Source organism: Bartonella schoenbuchensis R1 (genome assembly GCF_002022685.1).
Classification (GTDB): domain Bacteria; phylum Pseudomonadota; class Alphaproteobacteria; order Rhizobiales; family Rhizobiaceae; genus Bartonella; species Bartonella schoenbuchensis.
Window position 1 is genome coordinate 199,114 of sequence record NZ_CP019789.1, and the last position, 20,398, is coordinate 219,511.

Genomic DNA, 20,398 nt, shown 5'->3' on the forward strand with positions numbered 1-20,398 from the left:
GTTAATGTGATGAATTTTAGGAGTATTTTATTTGAATATGTGTCATATATTAGGAAGATGAATGCCGGAACTTCCTGAGGTAGAAACAGTTCGTCGTGGGCTTGAACCAGTTTTGACTGGTGCAAAAATTATATCTGTGACACTTAATCGTAAAAATTTGCGATTTCCTTTTCCGGAAGAGTTTTCTGAGAAGCTTGTTGGCAGAAGGATCATAGAACTTGATCGACGTGCAAAATATTTATTGTTTCATCTTTCGCAAAATGAAACAATTTTAGGTCATATGGGAATGTCAGGAACGTGGCGCATAGAAGATAAGCTTTTTAAAAAAGAGTATGCTTCTATGGGCAAATTAGTTGCACATGATCATTTTATAATGGACGTTAGAGCAAAAGATGGTAACGTTTATCATATCATTTATAATGATACTCGTCGTTTTGGTTTTATACTTTTAGTAGACACAATAAAGCTTAATGAGCACCCACTTTTAAAAAAATTAGGGGTTGAGCCTATGGGGGATGTGCTTTCTGGTTCTTATTTGCAAAAGGCTTTTATCAATAAAAAGACATCTCTTAAAATGGCTTTGCTTGATCAATCTATTATCGCAGGACTTGGGAATATTTATGTTTGCGAAGCGCTTTGGCGTAGCCGTTTATCTCCACAGCGTAGTGCGTTTACATTGGCACTAAAAAGTGCGCGTGCATACGAATTGGCAAATTGTCTAGCACAAAATATACGTGATGTAATTTCTGAAGCGATAATTGCTGGTGGGTCTTCTTTACGTGATTATGTGCATACAGATGGTTCGCTTGGTTATTTTCAACACAATTTTTCGGTTTATGGAAGAGAAGGAAAGGAATGTTTGCAATGCGAGGTGCCTATTGTACGTATTTTGCAGGCTGGGCGCTCAAGTTTTTACTGCCCAAAGTGTCAAAAATGAATAAACATCTTGCAAAATCTTACAATAAGCTTAAAGTCGTGAATGGCTTTCATTAGAATGGAGAGATTTTTATGCTTGATAAAGTGCTTACACATCTTGATGAAAATATAGATAAGAGTCTTGAACGTCTTTTTTCTCTTTTACGTTTTCATTCAATTTCTACAGATCCAGCTTATAAGGATGCATGTCGTCAAGCAGCTGATTGGTTGGTGGAAGATTTAAAAACTATAGGTTTTGAAGCTTCACGCCGCGATACACCTGGCCACCCGATGGTTGTTGGGCATCACCCAGGGCCTTCGGATGACTGTTTGCATGTCCTGTTTTATGGGCATTATGATGTTCAACCAGTCGATCCCTTAAATTTATGGCACGATGATCCATTTGAACCTTCTTTAAAAGAACAGAATGGAGAAAAGATTATTTGTGCCCGTGGTGCTTCAGATGATAAAGGTCAGCTTATGACTTTTATTGAAGCGTGTCGTGCGTTTAAGAAGGAAACAGGCCAGCTTCCTGTTAAGGTCACTATTTTATTGGAAGGTGAAGAAGAAAGTAGCTCCCCTTCACTTATTCCTTTTTTAAAAGAAAATGCTGATGAGCTTAAGGCTGATTGTGCATTTGTTTGCGATACACCAATGTGGGATGCAAATACACCTTCAGTTTGTATCGGTCTTCGGGGGTTGTTAACAGAAGAAATCATTATCACGGGGGCTAAATGTGATTTGCATTCTGGTGCTTTTGGAGGGGCAGTAGCCAATCCTCTTCGTATTTTAACTAAAATTTTAGGTGGGCTTCATGATGAAAATAGTAGGGTGATCCTTCCTGGATTTTATGATGGTGTAGAGGAAACACCTCCACAAGTTTTGCAATCATGGAATAAACTTAATAGTAGTGTAGAAGCGCTGCTTCGTCCCTTTGGTCTTTCTGTTGCTGCTGGTGAGAAGGGGCGTAGTATTTTAGAACAAGTATGGGCTCGTCCTACAGCGGAAATCAATGGTATTAGTGGGGGTTATGCAGGTGAAGGGTTTAAAACGGTTATTCCTTCTCAAGCCAGTGCAAAAGTTTCTTTTCGCTTAGTCCATAAACAAGATCCTGAAAAAATACGTCAGGCTTTTCGTGATTATGTGCGCAGCCTTATTCCAGCAGATTGTACAGTTACATTTAAAGACCATGGTGCTTATTCAGCTGTTCAGTTATCTCCTGATTCACCTTTTGTTGAGGCAGCAAAGGATGCTTTAACACAAGAATGGGAGAAGTCAGCTTTATTAATTGCTATGGGTGGTTCAATTTCAATTGTTGGGAGCTTTCAATCAATTCTTGGTATGGAAAGTGTCTTGGTCGGATTTGCATTGGCTGATGATCGTATTCATTCACCTAATGAAAAATATAATTTAAAGTCATTTCATAAAGGACAGCGGTCTTGGGCGCGTATTCTTGAGACTTTTGCAAATAGGAGAATAAATGACAGAAATTCGTGTTCATCAAGGTGATTTGCCAAATTTAGATAATTATCACGTTGATGCTATTGCGGTTGATACTGAAACTTTAGGGTTGCAACCATATCGTGATCGCTTGTGTGTTGTTCAGCTTTCTTCTGGGGATGGCACTGCTGATATTATACAGATTGCTAAAGGGCAAAATAGCGCTCCTAATTTGGTCAAATTGCTTGAAGATAAGGCAATTACCAAAATATTCCATTTTGGACGTTTTGATCTTGCCATTTTAGCGCATACTTTTGGAATTATGCCAGATGTTGTCTTTTGCACAAAGATTGCATCAAAGCTTACGCGCACTTATACTGATCGGCATGGTTTGAAAGAGATTTGTAGCGAATTGCTGAATGTTAATATTTCTAAGCAGCAACAATCTTCAGATTGGGCGACAGAAACTTTATCACGTGCACAAATTGAATATGCGGCATCTGATGTTTTATATCTACATCGTTTGAAAAGTGTGTTTGAAACACGTTTAAAGCGCGAAGAGCGAGAAAATGTTGCAAAAGCGTGTTTTCAATTTTTACCGATGAGAGCAAAACTCGATCTTTTGGGATGGACAGAGACTGATATTTTTGCACATAGTTGAGTTTAAAAATTTGTTTTTAATCTAAGCAGAAAAAGTTAATAAAATAAAATGCCTGTATTTTACGGGCATTTTTTATTTTCTTGTTTTTCTCAATATATTGTTTTGAAAAATTTTATAGAACAGTATTTATAAATCAATCTATTTGATTTATAAATTATATCACAAATATGTACTCTTTACGATAATATAAGACATGCCCTTATGTGAGACCAAAAGATCCAAAATGGAGTTTATAGGGTATAGCAGTAGATAGAAGTAAGGGGCTATTGATATACTTTGAAAGTCAGATATATAGGTATCTCCAAGAGTTATGTTGGCTCTATGATGGCTATGGTACTTTTCTAGAGAAGTGGGCTAATAACAACTTGTGTGCAACTTTATTTGACTCCTAATCACGCATTAATGCCTAGTATCATGAAGGCGCAATTATATATAGTTTTAAGGTATTTTAAATTTGAGATACATTAAAGGTGCTATAAGTCCATTGTGAGTAATGGGTGGGTATAAGGTGTTTCTTGATTATAACTTTGAACTGGTATTGAATATTCAATAGCCGGTAAAGTTATCGTCCCGTACAAAAGATTAATATTTGAATTTCAAGAAAAAGAAATTCGCAAAAAACAAGGTTTCGGTTTGGTTGTCAAATCAATGCTTTTTATGTTGGTATGCACCATGCACAATCCTCATTTATGGGGGATTACATTGTTAAAATACCCTATTTTGATGAATCTTTCACTTTTTTCTTAATTTTCCTATAGATATTTGGAGTGAAGTAATTATATATAAAATCCGTTTTGGATATTTTGTATGGAGGTCAATCTATGAACATAAAGCATCTCGGGTTTATATTTTTTTTCGCTTTTGGTTCAACTGCTTCAGTTCAGGGAGCTAATCTTATAAGTGTGAAAGGATTGGCACAGAATATTGCTAACACTTCTTCTCCTAAAGATTTGCATTTTGATAAGCAGGATAGTGATACTACGAATGGTTCTTTTCTAAATATTTCTTGTACCGATCAGAATAAATGGATAACGAATTATGGACAGGGATATACAGCTTCTTTAATTAAAAGCAGAGGAAGCAATAGAAATCTGGTATCACCAAATAAAAGATCACGGCGTTCATTATGGTCTAGAATGCATTCGTTTAGTTATTAGTTAATAGTGAAACGGCTTCAATGACGTTTTGAACAAGAGTAGTAAAAGTGAGGTGAGTGTATTTGCACTTTCGTGCACTTTATCTAGTATTGTTTGCGTTATTAGCTATTTGGGACTTCAGAGTATTATTTTAAGCTTAGTCAATCCGTAGAAATGGATGATTGGATTATTTCTAGTCATTTAATAGATAGCACGAAAAGCGTCATTTATTTATGTTTCTGCTGGGCGGTGGGAGTGGTTCATTTTGAACGAGTGTTATTTGTGTAATGAGTATTTGGATTTCGGTAGACATTTGAACAGAAGCTTAAATTTACAAGTGTTGCTACACGATTACTGGGCTATTATAGCTTATAAATTTCATTTATTGAGACGCTAAAAGGTTATGTCTCTATTCTTGATGGTGCGCTTATTTAGAAAAGCCAATTTTCTTTATTATCCCACTTATTTAAGGGGGAGGTGTGGTATTGTAGTGAACAGGTTGATGGAGTCTCGAGAAAAGATTTATTAGATAATATAAGGACATACATAACAGTTACAGTACAATGCCGTATAGTATTTCAAACATATAAAATTTGTTATGTATTTAAGAAGATGCTAAATTTATTATTTTATGGTTTTATTAGGTGGGGTGCTTGTCATGTTTTTTGTCAAATAATGAAATATCTTTCTATTATTTATCGCTATCTTTTTAGATTATATTGCTGTTGGCAGGTCTTTAAGTCAATAATAAACAAAAAATAACTTAATCAGACTCATTTCTATAATATGTGTCCTCTTGTTAATGAAGAGCCGAGAATTATTTTTCTATAGATAATTGAAATAAAATATTATAAAATACATTTTGAATCGTATTATGGAGATCAGTCTATGATAAGATGCCTTATTATTATATGTGCTCTTACTTTATTCTCAACTTCTGTTGTGCGAGCATCGGGTTATATGGTTATTCAAGAACCAATGCCAGTTTTTGTTCCTTCTACTTTTTCTTGGGAAGGTTTGTATTTGGGTGGACAAGTTGGTGGGGCATTGGGCAAACTTTCTGTAAGTTCTCGTGTTATTTCTGGTAAAAATACTGTTACTAAAAAATCTCAAATAGTTTCGAGTGATAAGTATAATCTTGCAGGTTTTATAGGTGGTTTTTATGCAGGTTCCAACCTTAGGCTCGACGACAATGGCCTTATCTTAAGCGTTGATACAGACATCGTTTGGTCTAACCAAAAGAATGTACAATTTGGTAAGCGGATGATTGTGGGTGATCAATCAGCTCGTGTACATAATGCACTCGTTAGTCGTTTTGGGCACAAAAAATCTGGCTTGGTTAAAGTGGGTGATGAGGTAACTTATAATACCACTCGTAAAGAGAAGTGGGCTGGTGCCACACGGGTTCGTTTTGGTTTTGCTGCTGATCGTATTATGCCTTATATTGCCGGCGGCATTGCTTATACAAAGGTTCAAATTACCCCCTGGTTTTTAGTTAATTCAGCGAATCCTTTAAATTTAATGACAGAAAAAAAGGCGATGATTGGTTATACTCTTGGTGCAGGGGTTAATTTTGCAGTAAGTGATAATGTTATTCTTCGTGGGGAATATCGTTATTCAGATTTTGGTAAAAAGAAATTTATGGAGAGTCCAGTAAACGTTAGTTATAGCACCCATGACTTGCGTGTGGGTGTGGCATACAAATTGTAACTTTTTGTTAATATTAATTGATAAAGAATTCTATTTTTAGTGGAACTCTCAACGTTTACTTGAGAGGTGTGTCTTTTTTGTTACAGATATTTAGCGAAAGTAGTTTATATAAGTTTCATATTCACACATTAGCTATGGAGTAAATTATGAATATGAAATGTGTAATAACAGCGTCTATTTTTGCTTTAGTTTCAGCATCTGCAGCTCAAGCAGCAGATATGCCAGTTCAAGAAAGACCAACAACAGTGTTACCACAGGTTGTTGTTGCTCCTGCTTTTTCTTGGACAGGTTTTTACCTTGGTGGTCAGATCGGTGGCTTTTCAAGTAACAGCAGTTCGAAAAGAATTTATCAGGGTGTATCTAAAGGTAAGGAAGACATTCTTGTTGATAATAAAGCGTTTCCTAAATTTTCAGGTTTTGTAGGGGGTCTTTACGCAGGTTCTAACGTTGATTTCGGCAATGGTTTTGTTTTAGGTGTTGACACAGACATCGTTTGGTCTGGAGATAAAGCTAAAACATCAAAAAGCTATGATTTGCCTCAGACCAGTGATGTGCAGGAAGTAGCAACGCGGGCTGAAGTATCTACTGGAGTCCCTACTCTTGTTGAAGGAGCTGACAATAATGCTTCTCGTGTAACTAGAAATGTTACTTTTAGCGATAAATGGTCTGGTGCTACACGGGTTCGTCTTGGTGCTGCTTTTGACCGTATTATGCCTTATGTTGCTGGTGGTGTTGCTTATTCGCAACTTAAAGCTTCAGTAGAAAACGCTAAAGCTTCAGGTGCACAAAAAGCTGAAGGTACAAGTGTAGAGAAACCTCTTGAAGGCTTGTCAGATTCAAAAACGATGGTTGGGTACACTCTTGGTGCCGGTGTTGACTTTGCAATGACTGACACTGTTATGTTACGTGCGGAATACCGTTACTCAGACTTTGGTAAAAAGACATTTGTCAAAGATAAAGTTGAAGTTGATCTTAAAACCAACGATTTCCGCGTTGGTGTAGCATACAAATTCTAATTTGTTGTAAAATTTAAGTTTTTTAAAGGCTCTGTCTTTGGCAGGGCCTTTATTTTTTGATAAATTTATTTTTAATGAAACTCTGAGCGTTTAATTGAGAGGTGTGTCTTTTTTGCTACAGATATTTAGCGAAAGTAGTTTATATAAGTTTCATATTCACACATTAGCTATGGAGTAAATTATGAATATGAAATGTGTAATAACAGCGTCTATTTTTGCTTTAGTTTCAGCATCTGCAGCTCAAGCAGCAGATATGCCAGTTCAAGAAAGACCAACAACAGTGTTACCACAGGTTGTTGTTGCTCCTGCTTTTTCTTGGACAGGTTTTTACCTTGGTGGTCAGATCGGTGGCTTTTCAAGTAACAGCAGTTCGAAAGGAACTTATAATAACGTACCTAATGGGACTAAAGAGATTCTTGTTGATAATAAAGCGTTTCCTAAGTTTTCAGGTTTTGTAGGGGGCCTTTACGCAGGTTCTAACGTTGATTTCGGCAATGGTTTTGTTTTGGGTGTTGATACAGACATCGTTTGGTCTGGAGATAAAGCTAGTAAGTCAAAGTCATATGAAGTGGCTGCGAAGCCAGACACGCCAATTGGTGATTTTAACCCCGCAGATGGCGTAAGTGGAGGTGGGTACTTAGGTGTAGCAACTAGAGCTAAGGATGAAGGTAGCCAAATAGCTAAACCAGCTAAGGGAGATGTGACTTTTAGCGATAAATGGTCTGGTGCTACACGGGTTCGTCTTGGTGCTGCCTTTGATCGTGTTATGCCTTATGTTGCTGGTGGTGTTGCTTATTCGCAACTTAAAGCTTCAGTAGAAAACGCTAAAGCTTCAGGTGCACAAAAAGCTGAAGGTACAAGTGTAGAGAAACCTCTTGAAGGCTTGTCAGATTCAAAAACGATGGTTGGGTACACTCTTGGTGCCGGTGTTGACTTTGCAATGACTGACACTGTTATGTTACGTGCGGAATACCGTTACTCAGACTTTGGTAAAAAGAAATTCGTCAAAGATAAAGTTGAAGTTGATCTTAAAACCAATGATTTCCGCGTTGGTGTAGCATACAAATTCTAATTTGTTGTAAGATTTAAGTTTTTTAAAGGCTCTGTCTTTGGCGGGGCCTTTATTTTTTGATAAATTTATTTTTAATGAAACTCTGAGCGTTTAATTGAGAGGTGTGTCTTTTTTGCTACAGATATTTAGCAAACGTGATTTATATAAGCTGGCATATTCACACATTAGCTATGGAGTAAATTATGAATATGAAATGTGTAATAACAGCGTCCATTTTCGCTTTAGTTTCAGCATCTGCAGCTCAAGCAGCAGATATGCCAGTTCAAGAAAGACCAACAACAGTGTTACCACAGGTTGTTGTTGCTCCTGCTTTTTCTTGGACAGGTTTTTACCTTGGTGGTCAGATCGGTGGCTTTTCAAGTAACAGTAGTTGGGTGCGGACTTCTGGTGACATACAAGGGATTCTTGGACACAATAAGGCATTTCCTAAATTTTCAGGTTTTGTAGGGGGCCTTTACGCAGGTTCTAACGTTGATTTCGGCAATGGCTTTGTTTTGGGTGTTGACACGGACATCGTTTGGTCTGGAGCTAAGGCCAAAGCATCAAGAAGCTCTTTGCGGACTGGTAATGGGGCAAGATTGGCAGCGCGGGCTGGAGTATCTACAAGAGCCCCTGCTCTTTTTGAAGGAACTGACAATAATGCTTCTCGTGTAACTGAAAGTGTGACTTTTAGCGATAAATGGTCTGGTGCTACACGGGTTCGTCTTGGTTTTGCTTTTGACCGCATTATGCCTTATGTTGCTGGTGGTATTGCTTATTCGCAGATTAAAGCTGTGGTTGCAGAAGAAAGGCAAGGCGTAGAGACAGTTATTGAACAATTGTCAGGTTCAAAGACATTGGTTGGATACACTCTTGGTGCCGGTGTTGACTTTGCAATGACTGACAGTGTTATATTACGTGCAGAGTACCGTTACTCAGACTTTGGTAAAAAATCATTTATCAGTAACAACGCTGAAATTGATCTTAAGACCAATGATTTCCGCGTTGGTGTAGCATACAAATTCTAATTTGTTGTAAGATTTAAGTTTTTTAAAGGCTCTGTCTTTGGCAGGGCCTTTATTTTTTTGATAAATTTATTTTGGGGTTTCTTTTTTTACTGGTTTTGTGATAAAGCCCTGACGCGTGATGATATTTTCTTCTTAATCGTTGCTTCATACGAATTATTAATTCGGCCTTCCGCATAAATTAAACAACCATGGTTGCAGGGTTTAGGGGAATTGTGAAAAATAAAATCATAAAAGTGGACAGGAATGTTTCACAATGACTGTGAAAAATGAAACAATAGATTACTCAAAAACTCTTTATTTACCAAAAACAAATTTTCCTATGCGTGCAGGGTTGCCGCAAAAAGAGCAAGAATTAATGGCTCGGTGGGAAAAGATGGATCTTTATACCCGTTTGCGTCAACAAGCAAAAGATCGTCCACTTTATGTTATCCATGATGGTCCGCCTTATGCAAATGGCAATATTCATATTGGGCATGCTTTAAACAAAGTTTTAAAGGATGTTGTTGTGCGTTCATTCCAAATGCGTGGTTTTAATGCAAATTATGTCCCCGGGTGGGACTGTCATGGGCTGCCGATTGAATGGAAAGTTGAAGAAAAATACCGTGCACAGGGGAGAAATAAGGATGATGTACCCTTAATGAATTTCGTCAAGAGTGTCGTGAATTTGCACAATATTGGGTCACCGTTCAGAGTGAAGAATTTAAACGTCTTGGTATTGTTGGAGATTTTAAAAATCCTTACACAACAATGGCTTTTCACGCAGAAGCATGCATTGCCGGTGAATTGATAAAATTTGCTATGTCAGATCAACTTTATTGTGGCTCAAAGCCTGTGATGTGGTCTGTGGTGGAGCGCACGGCTTTGGCTGAGGCAGAGATTGAATATCACGATCATGAGTCTGAAGTTATCTGGGTTAAATATCCTATTTTACACTCTTCTTCTCATGATTTACATGATGCTTTTGTGGTAATTTGGACAACAACACCATGGACAATTCCTGGAAGCCGTGCAGTTAGTTATGCTTCTAAAATTTCTTATGGTGTTTATGAGGTTGAGAGCGCAGAGAATGCTTTTGGCCCCCAAGCTGGTGAAAAGCTTCTTTTTGCTGATGCTTTGGCTGATAGTTGTGCAGAAAAAGCAAAACTTGTTCTTAAGCGTTTGCGCTCTGTTTTAGATGATGAACTTAAATCTCTTGTTCTATCCCACCCATTAAAAGGTTTAGCTGGGGGGTATCTCTATAAGATTGCGATGCTTGATGGCCCCCATGTAACGGATAGTTCTGGTACAGGTTTTGTACATACAGCACCTAGCCATGGGCGCGAGGATTTTGAGATTTGGAATAGTTATAAATCTGCATTGGAGCAGGCTGGTATTGATACGACTATTCCCTTTCCCGTTGATGATGCTGGTTTTTATACAAAAGATGCACCTGGTTTTGGGCCAGAGCGTAAAGAGGGAGCTGCCCGCATTATTGATGATAATGGTAAAATGGGTAATGCAAATAAAGAGGTTATTGATGCTTTAATTCAAGCGGATCGATTATTTGCACGTGGTCGTTTAAAGCATTCATATCCTCATAGTTGGCGTTCCAAAAAACCAGTAATTTTTCGTAATACACCGCAATGGTTTATTTCAATGGATAAAGATTTGGGTGATGGTTCAACTTTACGAAGCCGAGCTTTAGAAGCTGTTTCGATAACGCGTTTTGTTCCATCTTCTGGTCAAAATCGTTTAGTTTCTATGATAGCAGATCGTCCTGATTGGGTACTTTCTCGTCAGCGAGCTTGGGGTGTTCCGATTTGTATTTTTGCTAATGAAGATGGTGTTGTTCTGAAAGATGAACAAGTCAATGAGCGTATTTTGCAGGCTTTTGAAGCGGAAGGAGCCGATGCGTGGTTTGCACAAGGGGCGCGTGAACGTTTTTTGGGTGCACGTGCACATGAGTCTTGGCACCAGGTACGTGATATTTTAGATGTTTGGTTTGATTCTGGGTCGACTCATAGTTTTGTATTAGAAGGTCGTTCTGATTTAAAATGGCCTGCTGATGTTTATTTTGAAGGGTCGGATCAGCATCGTGGTTGGTTTCAGTCTTCTCTTTTGGAAAGTTGTGGGACACGTGCTTGTTCACCTTATAAAACGGTGATTACACATGGTTTTACTCTGGATGAGAATGGCAAAAAAATGTCTAAATCTTTGGGGAATACAGTTGTTCCACAAGATGTCATTAAAACCTCTGGCGCTGATATTTTTCGTCTTTGGGTGATGACGACTGATTATTGGGAAGATCAGCGTTTAGGCAAAAAGATCCTTCAGACAAATGTGGATTTGTATCGTAAGTTGCGTAATGCAATTCGTTGGATGCTTGGAACTTTAGCGCATGATACAGGGGAAGAAATATCTTATTGTGCTATGCCAGATCTTGAAAAGTTCATACTGCATCGTCTTTATGAGCTCGATCAATTGATTAATCAGTCTTATAATGCGTTTGATTTTAAAAAAATTATGCGCGCATTATTAGATTTTTCGATTATTGAGTTATCTGCATTTTATTTTGATATCCGCAAAGATTCTCTTTACTGTGATGCACCTTCATCAAAAAAACGTAAAGCTTCTTTACAGGTTGTCCGTGAGATTTTTGAACGGATGGTAACATGGCTTGCTCCGATGTTGCCTTTTACAATGGAAGAGGCTTGGTTGGAGCGTTATCCAGAAAGTTGTTCAGTGCATTTAGAGCAATTTCGTTCTGCTCCAGAAGAGTGGAAGAATGAGGCATTAGCTGAGCGTTGGAAAAAAGTTCGGCAAGTTCGGAAAGTTGTTACGGGTGCTTTAGAACTTGAGCGGGCAGAAAAACGTATTGGATCATCTTTAGAAGCAGCGCCTGTTGTCTTTATTTCTAATCCAGTTTTATTGGAAGCGTTAGACAATTTAGATATGGCAGAAATTTGTATCACCAGTGCTCTAACAATTGTTCAGGATATATCACCTTCGAATGCGTTTATTTTAGATGATGTTGAAGGTGTTGGTGTGTGTTCAAATAAGGCTTTAGGTGCAAAATGCGCCAGGTCATGGCGTTATACACAAGATGTTGGAAGTGATCCAGCTTATCCTGATGTCTCTGCTCGTGATGCGGCTGCTTTGCGGGAATTGCAGGAACTTGACGAAAATTGCAAAGGCTCTAAGTTAGAATAATTGAAGTAAGCGATATTCAACAGTTTTTATCATGTGAATTCTGTCATTGCTGAGGAGGGTCTTTTATGTTAAGTGCAAAACGCGTTATTATGTCTACAGATAGGCAAGTTCGTGCGTAGATAACTAGTCTCTAGTTAATCAGAGTGGATATAAGTAAATAATACGTTTGAAAAATGGATAAGCAGTGAAAAAGCGTGAAGTCAAAATAGTGTTAATGAGCACCCTCAGCGTATGCTTTATTTTGACAGGGTGCCGTGTGCCTGCTCCAACTTATGGGACAGATAAGGCAGTTTCATTGCAATTTGTTGATGATATTGTGAGCCTTGTTCCATCTAGCTCAACTGATAATAATCAGCCTGTTATGAAACAACGCCCTGAGCTTGTATATCCAGGGCCGGATTCGCGTGCAGTTTTACCTCCGCCTCAAGCAGATAGTGTAGGGGGCTCCCCACAGGTGAATGTAAAAAAACGACGTAAGAAATATTTATTCCGTCGACAAGCGGCAGGTGAGGGAAATGTAAATTACCAGAGAGATCTTAGTGAGCCGCCTTTAATTTATCGTCAGCCAGCAAAAACAGCCCCTGTTGGTCAAAAGGGGTACGATGAATCAGTGAAAGAGCGTAAAAGGAAACGTGCTGCAAGACAAGCAAAATCTGGTGACAAGAAGAGCTTGTGGCCTTTTTAAGGGGCTATTGTTTAAAGAGTAGGTGTTTGAGGCGAAAGTAAAGAGTGTTTTTGATTTCGCTTTTGAGCGAAGAATTCTTTAAGCAAGTGGCTTGCTTCTTTTTCTTTGAAACCAGAATAGACTTCAGGTATATGATGACAAGTTGGCTGTTGATAAAAGCGCGGACCGTGTTCAATAGCACCACCTTTTGGGTCGCTTGTTGCGTAATAGAGGCGTCGTATGCGTGCAAATGAAATGGCTGCAGCGCACATAGCGCAAGGTTCGAGTGTTACATAGAGATCGCAATCAGGAATTCTTTCGCTTTGAAGTATTTCACAAGCTATACGAATAGCGCGTATTTCTGCGTGTCCTGTAGGGTCGCATACAGTTTTTGTATAGTTTCCAACACGTGCAATGATTGTTTTACCACGCATGATAACAGCACCTACAGGAATTTCGTCTTGCTTTGCTGCCAATTGTGCTTCTAAAAGGGCTATTTCCATAGGAGTAAGAGACATATTTTTCTTTCTATGTAGAGAATAGGTAATCAAATAGTTATAGAAGTTTGCTGTAGAGTAATTGAACGTTTTATATTTAATTTATGATAAAAGAGATTTTATCATTTCTTTAAAAGTGTCTACAGTGAATTTGAAAATAAACAGGTGCATATTGTTGCTGTTAAAGGATAGAAAATGATGAACGATAATACTACTCCCTCTTTTCAGGATAAACGATATGATACACGTGATAAATTTTCTAAACGATCTGAGGGGGAGCAAAATAAAAAGAAAATAGATGAAAACAGTGAAAGTGAGCGGATTGCTAAAAGATTAGCACGTGCTGGTGTAGCATCGCGTCGTGATGCGGAAATGATGATTATTGCAGGGCGTGTTGTTGTTAATGGGGCAGTTGTAACTACACCTGTTTTTAATGTTATGCGTTCTGATGTTATTACAATTGATGGCAAATCTTTGCCTCCTATGGAAAGAACACGGTTATGGCTTTATCACAAACCAGCAGGATTTGTTACAACTAACCGTGATCCTGAGGGAAGACCAACAGTGTTTGATAATTTGCCGAAAGAAATGCCCCGTGTTTTATCTGTGGGTCGGCTTGATATTAATACAGAAGGGCTCTTGTTATTAACTAATGATGGTGGTTTAGCACGTATATTAGAGCTTCCTATAACGGGGTGGGTGCGAAAATATCGGGTGCGTGCCCACGGAAAAATTAAACAGAGTAAACTTGATAGCCTTAAAAATGGTATTGCGATTAAGGGTGTTTTTTATGGTTCAATTGAAGCATCAATTGAACGTGAGCAGGGGGCAAATATATGGCTTTCTGTGGCTTTGCGTGAAGGAAAAAATCGTGAAATTAAGAATGTTTTAGGAGCTTTAGGGTTATCGGTTAATCGCTTAATTCGTATATCTTATGGTCCATTTCAACTTGCTGATTTAGACAAAGGGGCAGTTCGTGAGTTAAAGGGCCGGGTGTTGCGTGATCAATTGGGTGAACGTTTGATTGCACAAGCCAATGCGGATTTTGATTCTCCTATTCTTAAACCATTTTCAAACTCTGTGGTTTCTGTAAAAAAACAGAACAGTAAAAAGCTTTTTGTAGCAGGTGATGATGAGGTTGTTTCTCGTGTAAATGGTACACGCCATGAAAAGCAAAGTGGCTTTTGTGAAGGTCGTCGGGCACGATTGAATACGAAATCTGATGAACAATCTATGGGTAAAACAAAGAATTTGTCGCTGCGTTCACGCCATTCTAATGTTTGGATGGCTCCTGGCGCGCGTCCGCAGGTTGAGCGTAAGAAGTTTTGCTATAATGAAGGCAGTTATCATAATCGTTCAAGTGATTATGTTGGTAAAAAATTTTCAGGTAGAGAAAAAGAAAAATTATTAGAGGGCCAATTACGAAAAGAGAAATCCGTTAGTTTTAATAAAAAACATAGCAAAGTATCTTATGATGCAACACGTGCTTGCGGCAAGGAAGATCAGCTTTTTAAAAAGAAGGGGAAAGTTATTAAGGGCGATTATGATAAGCGTTTTTCAGATAGCAAGCGGAAGGGTAAGTTTTTTAGTGGTAATGTAAGCAAGTTTAAACCTGTAAGACATGGAATAAAAACATCTAAATTATCTGGAGACTGATGTGCGGATTATTGGCGGTAAATTTGCAGGGCGTATTTTATCATCTCCTCTTGGTCAATCTATTCGCCCGACGAGTGATCGTATACGCGAAAGCCTTTTTAATATTCTTGTGAGTCGAGAAGAACAATTTTGGGCAAATAGGCGTGTTCTTGATCTTTTTGCTGGCACTGGTGCTTTGGGCATTGAAGCACTTTCACGTGGTGCAAAAGCTGCTGTTTTTGTTGAAAACTCAGTTGAAGGGCGCGGCTTAATTCAGAAAAATATTGAATCTTTTGGATTGCAAGCAATTGGGCGAATTTTGCGTCGTGATGCTACTAAACTTGGTAATATTGGAACAATGCTTCCATTTGATGTTGTCTTTGCAGATCCTCCTTATGGTTATTGTCTGGGTGAAAAAGCTTTTATAGAGGTTCTTAAAGGTGGATGGGCAAAAGATGGAGCACTTTTTGTGCTCGAAGAAATGAAAGAGGCAGTTATTAATTTACCCGATATATTGCGTTTAGATGATGAACGTTTTTATGGTGAGACAGTCATACGTATTTATAAGCTTCAATCATAATCTTTGACTTTGAGAAAAGTCATTCTTCATAATAATTGGTTATATTCACCTTTAAACTTATTTATCTGAATATTTTAAAAGATAATCATAATTTTCATGAGTTTATTTCTAAATAATATTTTTAATGGATAGAACTTAGTGTGGTGGTGATTGATTGTTAGTAAGTGTATGAAATGTTGCCTTAACTTTATAGAGTGCGTTTTCTTTAATAGTTTAAAAGACGTAGATATGATAAACAATTACTGCTAAAATGAAAACAAATGTGCTTTCAATCTCCCAAAAAAGTGCGCTATTTTAATGATATATCATAGTAATAATCTTACATAAGTGCATAGGGTGTTTTCTATGGTCTCTGTTTAAGGTAAAAATAGTTAATAGGTATAAGTTAGAGCAAGTAAACTTAGACAATAGAAGTGCAGTTGGTTTTTATGTGATACAAAAATATAATGGCACTTTCTGACATTATGGTAAAGTATATGAAGACTAAGATTGGGGATTGCTGATTAGTTATATACAGATGCACTAAAATATAATCAGTATTGTTATATTTGATCAAGTCAGATCAATTGCTGAAGATTTTAAAATAAAGGACTGACGTTGGTAGTTGTTATTAAAGAGTTGATCCAATATGGATCGCACGAATTATAGGAGGTTGTTGCTTTATATTTGCTTAGAAATTGAAGAGTAAAAGAGGCAAGATAAAATGAAAATTGGTTTAGCGTTTGGTAGTGGGGGAGCGCGTGGTTTTGGTCATCTTCCGGTTATTGGAGCGCTTGAAGATTTGGGTTTAAAACCAAGTGTTATTGCTGGGTCTTCTATTGGTTCGATTGTGGGTGCGGGTTTAGCTGCTGGAATGACACAAGCTGATTGGGAAGATTATTGTCTTTCAACTTTTTCTCATTCGGATAATGCTCTGCGTCGTTTATGGTCTTTGATGCCTCTTTCATGGAAAGAGCTATGGGAATGTGGTTTGCGTTTTTTGCAATTTAATTTGGAGTCTATTTTAGAGAATTTTTTACCTCGTGATTTTCCACGAGATTTTTGTGTTTTAAAAGTTCCTTTTTGTGCTGTGGCTACAAATTTAAAAACAGCAGAAATGGCTATTATTCAAGAAGGAGATTTGCGTTCGGCTTTAGCTGCTTCCTCTGCTATTCCTGGTTTATTTAAGCCAGTTTTGCGTAACCATATTTTGTTGGTTGATGGGGCGGTTTGCAATCCGGTACCTTTTGATTGCTTTATTGAACCAGTTGATCTTTCAATTGGTGTTGATGTTATCGGGCCACCAATAGTTGATTGTAAAAATGGACATGTTTCGGTTGCAGAAAGCCTTATTGCTGCAAGTGTTGTAGGACAACAGGCGCTTGTTGCAGCACGTTTGCGGTTTTCAAACTTGGATCTTTTATTACGGCCTCCTATTGATGGGATTCATATTTTAGATTTTCTTGAAGCCAAAGAAATTTTACAACGTTTAGCGCCTTTTCGTGAAAAAGCTAAAAGGGAAATTTCTCAATTAATTGAAAATTCAATGGCGCATTAATAATGCATATTTGGCTATGAATATATAAAAATGATGTTTTATATGATTTTGTTAATGATTTATCATTGTAAATGGTAAATATTTGAAGGAGCTTATAATGACTGTCGAAGAACAAATTGATAAAGCCGTTTCATTGATTGAAGCGGCAAAGCGTTCTGGTGCAGATGCTGCTGATGCTGTTATTGTCCATTCACATTCTGTTCGTGTATCGGTTCATCTGGGCAAAGTTGAATCGACAGAAGCTTCAGAAAGTGATGATTTTACATTAAGAGTTTTTGTTGGGAAAAAACTAGCAAGTGTTTCTGCTAATTTGGCATCATATCCAGAAAAATTAGCAGAACGTGCTGTTGCAATGGCTAAAGCTTCACCTGATAATTTGTTTGAAGGTTTGGTAGATAAAGGATATTTAGTCACTCATCCTAAAGATCTTGACCTTTTTGATGATTTTGTTCCGCAAAGTCAGTTTTTAACAGAAGATGCTTTAAAAATGGAAGCAGCAGCTCTTGATGTTAAAGGGGTCAACAATTCTGGTGGTGCTACAACGGCTTACGGCAATAGTGGGCTTGTTCTTATAACCAGCAATGGTTTTTGTGGGGCGTATCGTTCTAGCTGTTTTTCACGTTCTTGTAGTGCACTTGCTGGTGAAAGTACAGCAATGGAACGAGATTATGATTATACAACTTCTTTACATTTTTCTGATTTGGAAGATGCAGAAGTTATTGGCAAAAATGCAGGATCAAGAGCAGTTCGGCGTTTAGGAGCAGTTCGTGCAGCTACTGGGGTAGTTGATGTTATTTTTGATCCGCGTGTGGCTCGCGAAATTGCTGGGCATATTGCATGTATGGTTAATGGAGCATCGGTTGCTCGTAAAACAAGCCTTTTACAAAATTTACAAGGGACAAGGGTGATGAAACCTGATGTCAATGTAACAGATCAGCCTTTGAGATTGCGAGGGAATGCTTCTCGTCCTTTTGATGGTGAAGGGGTAGAAGGACAAACATTGAATATTATTGAAAATGGTGTTTTAAAAACTTGGCTTCTTTCATCATCAGCAGCTCGTGAATTGGGGCTTGAAACCAATGGGCACGGTGTGCGTTGCGGATCGTTTATTCAACCAGCGAGTACTAATTTTGCTATTGAACCGGGTTTAGCATCACCTCATGATATGATAAAAGCTTTACGAAATGGTTTTTATGTTACAGAATTGTTTGGGCATGGGGTTGATTTTGTTACCGGTCAATATAGTCGTGGTGCTTCCGGTTTTTGGATTGAAAATGGTGAAATCGCTTATCCAGTGGCTGAAGTAACTTTGGGCTCTGATTTGCTTCATATGTTAGCGCATTTAACACCGGCCACTGATATTGATCGACGTTATGCAACAGCTTCTCCAACATTGTTAATTGAAGGAATGACACTTGCAGGAAAATAACGCGCATTATCATTCTGACCTTAATCTTTTGCTTGATGTTTGTCGGGAAGCGGGGGATTTAGCGATGAAATATTTTGGGTATGAGCAAGAAGTTTGGATCAAAGATGGTAATTCACCGGTCAGTGAGGCGGATTTCGCGGTTGATCACTTTTTGAAGGAACGACTTCTTGAAGCGCGACCAACTTATGGTTGGATTTCAGAAGAAATGAAAGAAAATCAAAAACAACAGGTTTATGAACGCTATTTTATGGTTGATCCCATTGATGGAACGCGTGGTTTTCTTTCTGGCAGTGTTTATTGGTGTGTTTCAGTTGCCATTATTGAAAATGGGCGTCCTGTTGTGGGTGTTTTGCAGTGTCCGGCTAAAGGTGATGTTTATGCTGCTGCCATTGGTCAGGGGGCGACGTTAAATGGTATAAAGTTGCCTCGCTTAATGTCGTCTTGTGTTAATCGGAAATATAGAATTTCGCTTGATCAATCAGTTGCTCAAAAGTTACCATGCGATTTTTTAAATCAGGTTAGTTTTTTTCGTTATATTCCCTCTCTTGCTTACCGTATTGCCCTTATTGCTCAAGGTGAGATCGATCTTGTGTTGGTTCGACCAAATTGTCATGGTTGGGATATTGCTGCTGCTGATCTTATTTTGCAAGAGTGTGGTGGATGTTTTATATCATTTGATGCACCGTTTATTTCTTATAGAATTGAGCCTTATCAATATGGATTTTTAATTGCCGGTGAAAATAATTGCTGTCAGGATATGATAGATGTTGTTCGTCAAGCAAAGTTAGTTTAATCAAATAAACGTAAGACTAAAAATTTAATGATACGGAGGCAGTAATGAATGAAACCAACAAGAAAAAGCAATTATTGCACCTTGTATTTGGTGGGGAATTAAAAAATCTTGATGATAATCAATTTAAAAATATTAATGATTTGGATGTAGTAGGTATTTTTCCAGACTACCAATCAGCTCATGCGGCATGGCGGGCAAAGGCGCAAAGTAGTGTAGATAACGCATTACAACGTTATTATATTGTGCATTTGCACCGACTTCTTGATCCTGAAATAAGTGATGCATAATTTATATTCAAACATTATTTTCCGGCTACAATAAAGCAGTCAGATTAAATTGACTGGATTTGACATCAAGATGAGTGAAATAATTCAAAAGAAAACGGATAGTGTTTTAAAGCGATTTTGGCGAAAAAATCGTGGTTCATTGATGAAATCGTGGTTTGTCCAAGTTTTTGTTGTATGGTTATTGGTTAACTATCTACGTTTTGTTTATTGGACAAATCCGCGATTAAAAAGTTCAGATGATCTTACAAAGACATATAATGCTCATAATCCATTTATTATCACATTTTGGCATGGGCGCCATATTATGGCGCCTTTTCTGCGTTCTCGAGATGAAGTAGTTATGGCTATGTTTTCTCGTTCTGCAGATGCAGAAATAAATGCGCAATTAGCAAAAAAATTGGGGCTTGAAATTGTACGTGGTTCAGGGGGGCGCGGTCAAACGCATCACGTAAATAAGGGGGGTGCGCAGGCGTTGTTAACGCTAAAAAACGCTCTTAAATCTGGAAAAACGGCAGCTATGATTGCAGATATTTCGCATAAAAAAGCACGTGAAGCTGGGAGAGGAATTATTTTATTAGCTAAATTATCTGGTCGTCCTATTATTCCTTGTGTATATGCTTTTTCAAGAGAGAAAATTCTTGAAAAAACATGGGATAAAACTGCAATTCCACTCCCTTTTGGGCGTTCAATTGTTCTCGTTGGGGAGGCATTTTTTGTTTCTAAAGATGCAAGTGATGCTTTGCTAGAAGAAAAACGCATGCAATTAACAGATATGATGAATCGCTTAACAGATGAAGCTTATAACCGTCTTGCAATAGGTGAGTAAGGTT

General features: G+C 37.9%; 17 protein-coding genes and 1 pseudogene. 17 read left to right on the forward strand and 1 reads right to left on the reverse strand.

The genetic code is table 11. The annotated features are described in order from the left end of the window. The first annotated feature begins 61 nt into the window (after nucleotides 1-61). From mutM to BscR1v2_RS00840, 10 genes and pseudogenes are all read left to right on the forward strand, one after another. Nucleotides 62-937 carry a bifunctional DNA-formamidopyrimidine glycosylase/DNA-(apurinic or apyrimidinic site) lyase gene (gene mutM / locus BscR1v2_RS00795; RefSeq protein WP_078689375.1) on the forward strand — a complete coding sequence of 292 codons (876 nt, stop codon included), beginning with the start codon at nucleotides 62-64 and terminating at the stop codon, nucleotides 935-937. 71 nt (nucleotides 938-1,008) lie between these two features. Beyond that, a complete protein-coding gene (locus BscR1v2_RS00800) occupies nucleotides 1,009-2,424 on the forward strand; it encodes a M20/M25/M40 family metallo-hydrolase (RefSeq protein ID WP_078689376.1) in 1,416 nt (471 codons plus the stop codon). Continuing rightward, nucleotides 2,396-3,016 carry a ribonuclease D gene (locus BscR1v2_RS00805; RefSeq protein ID WP_078689377.1) on the forward strand — a complete coding sequence of 207 codons (621 nt, stop codon included), beginning with the start codon at nucleotides 2,396-2,398 and terminating at the stop codon, nucleotides 3,014-3,016. The genes BscR1v2_RS00800 and BscR1v2_RS00805 overlap by 29 nt, the downstream gene beginning before the upstream one ends. Before the next feature lie 821 nt (nucleotides 3,017-3,837). Continuing rightward, complete coding sequence (locus BscR1v2_RS00810; protein WP_078689378.1) at nucleotides 3,838-4,173, forward strand: hypothetical protein; 336 nt, start codon at nucleotides 3,838-3,840, stop codon at nucleotides 4,171-4,173. Nucleotides 4,174-5,040: 867 nt separating this feature from the next. Beyond that, the gene (locus BscR1v2_RS00815) at nucleotides 5,041-5,862 is read left to right on the forward strand and encodes an outer membrane protein (RefSeq protein ID WP_078689379.1); all 822 of its coding nucleotides are present in this window, start codon (nucleotides 5,041-5,043) and stop codon (nucleotides 5,860-5,862) included. Between the two features lie 146 nt (nucleotides 5,863-6,008). After that, nucleotides 6,009-6,878 carry an outer membrane protein gene (locus BscR1v2_RS00820; RefSeq protein WP_078689380.1) on the forward strand — a complete coding sequence of 290 codons (870 nt, stop codon included), beginning with the start codon at nucleotides 6,009-6,011 and terminating at the stop codon, nucleotides 6,876-6,878. Between the two features lie 181 nt (nucleotides 6,879-7,059). Next, entirely contained in the window at nucleotides 7,060-7,950 is an 891-nt protein-coding gene (locus BscR1v2_RS00825; protein WP_078689381.1) for an outer membrane protein, read from the forward strand. 182 nt (nucleotides 7,951-8,132) lie between these two features. Next, a complete protein-coding gene (locus BscR1v2_RS00830; protein ID WP_078689382.1) occupies nucleotides 8,133-8,957 on the forward strand; it encodes an outer membrane protein in 825 nt (274 codons plus the stop codon). A 253-nt stretch (nucleotides 8,958-9,210) separates the two neighbouring features. Beyond that, nucleotides 9,211-12,146, forward strand: a pseudogene (gene ileS / locus BscR1v2_RS00835) (isoleucine--tRNA ligase). A gap of 184 nt (nucleotides 12,147-12,330) precedes the next feature. Next, the gene (locus tag BscR1v2_RS00840; RefSeq protein WP_078689383.1) at nucleotides 12,331-12,831 is read left to right on the forward strand and encodes a hypothetical protein; all 501 of its coding nucleotides are present in this window, start codon (nucleotides 12,331-12,333) and stop codon (nucleotides 12,829-12,831) included. An 11-nt stretch (nucleotides 12,832-12,842) separates the two neighbouring features. On the opposite strand, the gene BscR1v2_RS00845 is transcribed toward BscR1v2_RS00840, so the two are convergent. Further along, complete coding sequence (locus BscR1v2_RS00845; RefSeq protein WP_078689384.1) at nucleotides 12,843-13,328, reverse strand: nucleoside deaminase; 486 nt, start codon at nucleotides 13,326-13,328, stop codon at nucleotides 12,843-12,845. Nucleotides 13,329-13,601: 273 nt separating this feature from the next. Here BscR1v2_RS00845 and BscR1v2_RS00850 point away from each other — a divergent pair, with 273 nt between their 5' ends. The 7 genes from BscR1v2_RS00850 to BscR1v2_RS00880 all read left to right on the forward strand — a co-directional run bounded on the left by BscR1v2_RS00850 (nucleotide 13,602) and on the right by BscR1v2_RS00880 (nucleotide 20,394). Beyond that, nucleotides 13,602-14,963, forward strand: a complete 1,362-nt coding sequence (locus tag BscR1v2_RS00850) for a pseudouridine synthase (protein ID WP_078690283.1) — start codon at nucleotides 13,602-13,604, stop codon at nucleotides 14,961-14,963. Between the two features lies 1 nt (nucleotide 14,964). Continuing rightward, the gene (rsmD, locus tag BscR1v2_RS00855) at nucleotides 14,965-15,522 is read left to right on the forward strand and encodes a 16S rRNA (guanine(966)-N(2))-methyltransferase RsmD (RefSeq protein WP_078689385.1); all 558 of its coding nucleotides are present in this window, start codon (nucleotides 14,965-14,967) and stop codon (nucleotides 15,520-15,522) included. A gap of 703 nt (nucleotides 15,523-16,225) precedes the next feature. Continuing rightward, the gene (locus BscR1v2_RS00860) at nucleotides 16,226-17,059 is read left to right on the forward strand and encodes a patatin-like phospholipase family protein (protein ID WP_078689386.1); all 834 of its coding nucleotides are present in this window, start codon (nucleotides 16,226-16,228) and stop codon (nucleotides 17,057-17,059) included. 97 nt (nucleotides 17,060-17,156) lie between these two features. Then, on the forward strand, nucleotides 17,157-18,488 hold the full coding sequence (locus BscR1v2_RS00865; protein WP_078689387.1) for a TldD/PmbA family protein: 1,332 nt from the start codon (nucleotides 17,157-17,159) through the stop codon (nucleotides 18,486-18,488). Further along, a complete protein-coding gene (locus BscR1v2_RS00870; protein WP_078689388.1) occupies nucleotides 18,475-19,281 on the forward strand; it encodes a 3'(2'),5'-bisphosphate nucleotidase CysQ in 807 nt (268 codons plus the stop codon). The genes BscR1v2_RS00865 and BscR1v2_RS00870 overlap by 14 nt, the downstream gene beginning before the upstream one ends. A gap of 44 nt (nucleotides 19,282-19,325) precedes the next feature. Then, a complete protein-coding gene (locus BscR1v2_RS00875; protein ID WP_010703331.1) occupies nucleotides 19,326-19,568 on the forward strand; it encodes a DUF4170 domain-containing protein in 243 nt (80 codons plus the stop codon). A 70-nt stretch (nucleotides 19,569-19,638) separates the two neighbouring features. Beyond that, nucleotides 19,639-20,394 carry a lysophospholipid acyltransferase family protein gene (locus BscR1v2_RS00880; protein ID WP_078689389.1) on the forward strand — a complete coding sequence of 252 codons (756 nt, stop codon included), beginning with the start codon at nucleotides 19,639-19,641 and terminating at the stop codon, nucleotides 20,392-20,394. Nucleotides 20,395-20,398: the final 4 nt, after the last annotated feature.